At 25.8% G+C, this 2,267-nt stretch carries 4 protein-coding genes; all 4 read right to left on the bottom strand.

Annotated elements, in window-relative coordinates; genetic code table 11:
* A partial coding sequence (locus WBG30_RS01780) for a nucleotidyltransferase domain-containing protein (RefSeq protein WP_424502929.1) occupies positions 1-927 on the bottom strand: 927 nt, incomplete at its 3' end.
* Between the two features lie 32 nt (positions 928-959).
* Positions 960-1,562: a hypothetical protein gene (locus tag WBG30_RS01775; RefSeq protein WP_424502928.1), complete on the bottom strand. Its 603-nt coding sequence runs from the start codon at positions 1,560-1,562 to the stop codon at positions 960-962.
* Positions 1,563-1,630: 68 nt separating this feature from the next.
* The gene (locus WBG30_RS01770; protein WP_424502927.1) at positions 1,631-2,005 is read right to left on the bottom strand and encodes a hypothetical protein; all 375 of its coding nucleotides are present in this window, start codon (positions 2,003-2,005) and stop codon (positions 1,631-1,633) included.
* A gap of 98 nt (positions 2,006-2,103) precedes the next feature.
* Positions 2,104-2,267, bottom strand: a 164-nt coding sequence (nrdD, locus tag WBG30_RS01765) for an anaerobic ribonucleoside-triphosphate reductase (RefSeq protein WP_424502930.1), incomplete at its 5' end; no start/stop codon positions are given.

The following is a 2,267-nucleotide window of genomic DNA, read 5'->3' as shown; positions in this document are numbered from 1 at the left end:
GTCTATTTTTTCTTTTTTATCAAAAATTTTTCTTGATTTATCAGGCACTTCTAAATTCATTGTATTATTTGAATTAAGTAGTTTTTTTAATTCTTTTAAGACATTCTCTATAAGAAGTAATGGAGTATTTTCTATAAAATAAATTTCATTGGAAATACAGTATGCTATTGCTGTAATATCATAACTGCTAAAAGAAATTTCTCTTTTCGAATCTGCTTTTAAAGTTTTTAATAAACGAACTATTCTTTTATAATTTTGATTTGTATTTTTATCTTTTATTTCTAATAATTCATTATGATAAAATGGTGTATTTAAAATCCTTTCATTTTTATATTTATCAAGAATTTCAACTCCTCTATAATGCCTTTTTTTTTCTTCATTATACTTAATTGTATCATACCAATTAGCAGGCACTACATCCACTTTCCGTTTTAATGATCCGCCATCTAGAGCAATTGATTTTGCACCACTATCATCAATTTTTACTTTTGGAAATTTATCTTTTAAAATATTAAAACATTCTTTTCTTAAATTAAGTAAATCATCATTAGGACTTCCTGAATAAGGATTTGTTGGTTTTAAAGGTGGTTCTAAAGCAAAATATTTTTTTGTAATAACCAATATATCTATATCACTATTATCTCTTATATGTGTGTTATTTGTAACAGATCCTTGATATTCAAATTCTATTCTATCTATTTCTTTTAAATGTTTTTTTACTCTTTCGCCTTCTTCAATCGTAGCTAAAGTATATTTTCTACCAACTTCTTCCATGTCTCCTATTGCATATTTTATTGGTTTTTCTTCTGAAAGTTTCTCATAAGATTCTAATAGTGGACTTGAACTAACCGATTCTCCAAACATAAAAAAATTATCAGTTGATGTTCTTCTTTTCTTTAAGTTATCTAATTTTATATCATATTTCATTTTTTATCCCCTCCCTATTTGTAAAAAAATTTTTATTCCTTTGTTAAAATCAATTCACCATTGGTAGATCTGTCGCGATTATTGTTAAAATAGTTTCCTTTTGCTTCTAAAAAGTTTTCATTAAAAATCAAATCACATTTCCCTTCATGCTTCCTCATATCTTTTTCAGCACACATATTTGGATTATTATTGTATTCATAAGTTAATTTATAACCATGTCCTTTAATATGTTCAATATTTCCTAATGTACTTCGAGAATCAGAACTAGAACTTTTAGTTCTTAATATTATTAATATTTCATCCCATGTTTGTGTAATAATTAATTTTCCTTCCCACTTAAATTCTTTATTTAATTTTTCATTAAATGATCTACCATTAATAATCCATTCCCCGTTAAAATTAGGATATTTAAATAAATACCTAAAAAATTTGTTTTTCCAAACTACTTTAGAAAAAAATATATATAATAAAGTTGAACAAGTTAATACACTAATAGAATAAGTAATAGTCATATTAAAATTATTAGAAATAACTTGAATTTGTTCATTAATAAATGATGAGATTATTCCTGCAAATATTGTTATACAAATAATTATTTTAACTCTTGGATGCCCCTTTACTGTATATTTATGCATATTCCTCCTATGACTCTAAATTAAAGAGGGAATTATGATAATTCCCTCTCAATCTAGAGCCTTTACGACTATTTATTTTCTTGATGATATATTCTATGTGCCCTAAAATATATATATACCATTCGTAAATCTCTTTTTTTATAAATATTAAAACCATCATTATATACAAGACTTATTATTCTATCAGCCTTTTCTAAAACTTCTTCTGATACTTCGTTATCTTGTGTCAAAACATTTAATGCAGAACCACAAACACTTTTAATAAAGGGAATATCACTTTCTTCATCCTTCAATGTTTCAGGATGATATTTGTTATCACCTAAATGTTCCGCTGAATATCTTATAACTGAATTTTTTAACTGTTCTTTTGATAACTTTTCTATTTCATTTTCTATTTGTCTCAATTCTTCTTTAATCATTTTTTTCAGTTCTTTTTTAGTCATTCTATTCCTCCTAAAATTAATCCTTATGATAATAATAATAATAATAATATCTTATCCCTTCTCCTAATTTAGGAGATGGTTAAGATGAGGTCTAGAGTTTAGTTATGTTTCGCTCTGTCTCTTTCTTCCGCTTGCTTATATGAGTTCCAACCATCTAAATCTCCAGTTAAGTATCCTGTGATTCTTCTAGTTCTTGAAATTTCTTTACTTCCACAGATAGGGCATGCACATTCGATGATTCCTTTATATCCGCAAGATCTAC

It is taken from the genome of Psychrilyobacter sp., from assembly GCF_049671765.1.
GTDB lineage: Bacteria > Fusobacteriota > Fusobacteriia > Fusobacteriales > Fusobacteriaceae > Psychrilyobacter.
The sequence above is the reverse complement of the archived record's forward strand: the minus strand, read 5'-3'. Positions and strand labels throughout refer to the sequence as shown.

What these genes read in the sequence shown, in the direction of transcription:
- WBG30_RS01775 (WP_424502928.1), bottom strand. Translation starts at nt 1,562, where the DNA reads ATGCATAAATATACAGTAAAGGGGCATCCAAGAGTTAAAATAATTATT.
- WBG30_RS01770 (WP_424502927.1), bottom strand. Translation starts at nt 2,005, where the DNA reads ATGACTAAAAAAGAACTGAAAAAAATGATTAAAGAAGAATTGAGACAA.